Source organism: Laceyella tengchongensis, assembly GCF_900182735.1.
In the GTDB taxonomy this organism is placed as follows: Bacteria; Bacillota; Bacilli; order Thermoactinomycetales; family Thermoactinomycetaceae; genus Laceyella; species Laceyella tengchongensis.
On sequence record NZ_FXTU01000024.1, the window covers coordinates 1 to 2,475 of the forward strand.

Consider the following 2,475-nt stretch of genomic DNA (forward strand, 5'->3'; position numbering starts at 1 on the left):
AACATAACGTCTGGTGATGATGGCGGAGGGGACCCACCCGTTCCCATACCGAACACGGAAGTTAAGCCCTCCAGCGCCGATGGTACTTGGGCTTAAGCCCTGGGAGAGTAGGTCGTTGCCAGGCCATAATAGACCCCCACTTCAGCATGAAGCGGGGGTTTTCATATGAAAACCATATGATGCAGTAAAAGATGGCTTTCAGAGACAAATGGAATAGACCAAAATCACTACTGTATCATCGATCGGAAATCGTTGATCTGGCTATGGAAATTGGCAATCCACACATTTAAAATCGGTATAATATTTTTTATTATAACACTTTAACTTATCTACTTGTCAGATTGATAGATCCATGTTAATATAACAGAGTCGCTGTTGATTGAGATAATAATTTCCAGCGAAGGAAATAGAAGGGATTTAATTTGGCCCGTTGGTGAAGCGGTTTAACACACTAGCCTTTCACGCTAGCATGCAGGGGTTCGAATCCCCTACGGGTCACCAAACTTGGACGCTTAGCTCAGCTGGGAGAGCATCTGCCTTACAAGCAGAGGGTCGGCGGTTCGATCCCGTCAGCGTCCACCATAAGGAGCTGTGGTGTAGAGGCCTAACATGCCTGCCTGTCACGCAGGAGATCGCGGGTTCGAATCCCGTCAGCTCCGCCATCTTACTTGGCGGCCGTGGCGAAGTGGTTAACGCACCGGATTGTGGCTCCGGCACTCATGGGTTCGATTCCCATCGGTCGCCCCACTTCACAGTTACATAACAAATGGCTCGGTAGCTCAGTCGGTAGAGCAGAGGACTGAAAATCCTCGTGTCGGCGGTTCGATTCCGTCCCGAGCCACCATCTAGTTTTCGATTTGATACGGTAAAAAATCCGTCTGAACCCCTACTTTATCCGTGTGCGTTTGCACGGCGGAAAGGTAGGGGTTTTATTATGGTAGAAAAGCCTCCGATACCTTCGATACGACGCGAAAATGATTGTGATGAAATTTTCTACGAGGTCGGCACAAAGTACAGAAGATAATTAAAATTCGATGCGGTCGCCTTCTATGAGGGTGACCGCTTGATTAAGTATAATGGTATAAAATTCAAAAGGGGATGAGCAATTGAAAAAACCATTGGTTGACTTCGAAGCGTTTCTAATGGGTTTAAAACCTGCTTTGTACGGAACTAATGCTTCACCAAATTACATGGCTAATTTCCACTTATTAGAGCGTTATCCATGTGTTACGAAAGGGATAAACCAGCACAACGATGCCGAGTTTTTTCTTTTTTTTCAATCGGAACAGATGAAAGAAGATTTTCTAAAAAAGCTTGCTAGCGTAGAGCACCTTTCTCCTGAATTCCATGAATTATTAGGTTTAACTCTTGGCTACCCGCCGTTAGCGGTGAAACATTTTGTGAAGTGTCGCCGATTAGAAGGGGAAAAACGCATGAACGAATACGAGGAACTGTTTAAACACAAAGTATCCTTCCTCTATTCTGGCATCCGATGCGGTGGACACGTTAATGATTTGGTAGAAAATAGCGTTTGGCTGTGGGAACGGTACTACATTAAGGATGAGCCGTTTAAAATCGGAATGATTGAGGGAGACGTTATAAAGTATTATGAAGTCAAGCCGTTTGACTTCGACGGGCTAGAGCGAGTGAGGAAACGGAAACTTGACCTCATAAAATAAGAGGAAACCACTATATAAAAGCCAGTGTGCGGCTTTATTTTTTTGACTACCAGGGCTAAAAACGTAAAATTAACCATTAAAGACCGTGTGCACGTTTTTAAGTAGGAGATGAAACGAACGTGGAAACTGTTGAGAACCCTGGTATTTTGATGGCTTGGTAGCTCAGTCGGTAGAGCAAAGGACTGAAAATCCCCGTGTCGGCAGTTCGATTCCGTCCCGAACCACCAGTAAGCAAATAGACACTGATTAATGTCCCTGATGATCCATGTGCGAGTGCACACTGGATCGTAGAGGTTTTATAATGGGCTTGTATCTGCTAGTGACTTGGCCGAACGTGTTTATTTAAATCGCGTATAAAACGAATGGGATAAAGGAAAATATATTTAATAAAAGTATTGACTTGTGATATGTATAAATGATAAAATTATATTTGTCGCCGCAAGAGCGGTACAAAATGAAATGAAGCGTTCCTTGAAAACTAAAGAGTGACAACGTGACCTGTTAATTCGATGAAACACTTAACACTTTAGTGTTTAGTGTTTCACAACTCCGCGAGCTTTGCTCGGTGGAGTATCGACTTCGAGCATAGACTCAAACCTCAGTTTCACACTTCGATGTGAAACCTTTAACGGAGAGTTTGATCCTGGCTCAGGATGAACGCTGGCGGCATGCCTAATACATGCAAGTCGTGCGGGGGTCTCCGGACCCTAGCGGCGAACGGGTGAGTAACACGTGGGCAACCTGCCCGTAAGACTGGGATAACTCCGGGAAACCGGTGCTAATACCAGATAATCTC

1 protein-coding gene, 5 tRNA genes and 2 rRNA genes are annotated in these 2,475 nt (G+C 44.8%); all 8 read left to right on the plus strand.

Translation table 11 applies throughout. The features are described 5' to 3' along the window. Positions 1 to 9 precede the first annotated feature (9 nt). A 5S ribosomal RNA gene (gene rrf, locus QQZ12_RS16845) occupies positions 10 to 124 on the plus strand. Between the two features lie 300 nt (positions 125 to 424). After that, positions 425 to 501, plus strand: a tRNA-Glu gene (locus tag QQZ12_RS16850). A 5-nt stretch (positions 502 to 506) separates the two neighbouring features. Beyond that, positions 507 to 582 (plus strand) — tRNA-Val (locus QQZ12_RS16855). 3 nt (positions 583 to 585) lie between these two features. After that, a tRNA-Asp gene (locus tag QQZ12_RS16860) sits at positions 586 to 662 on the plus strand. A 9-nt stretch (positions 663 to 671) separates the two neighbouring features. Further along, positions 672 to 747, plus strand: a tRNA-His gene (locus QQZ12_RS16865). Positions 748 to 768: 21 nt separating this feature from the next. Next, positions 769 to 844: transfer RNA gene (locus tag QQZ12_RS16870), tRNA-Phe, on the plus strand. 262 nt (positions 845 to 1,106) lie between these two features. After that, on the plus strand, positions 1,107 to 1,679 hold the full coding sequence (locus QQZ12_RS16875) for a hypothetical protein (protein WP_284724687.1): 573 nt from the start codon (positions 1,107 to 1,109) through the stop codon (positions 1,677 to 1,679). Positions 1,680 to 2,304: 625 nt separating this feature from the next. Continuing rightward, positions 2,305 to 2,475 (plus strand): 16S ribosomal RNA (locus tag QQZ12_RS16880); the annotation flags it as partial.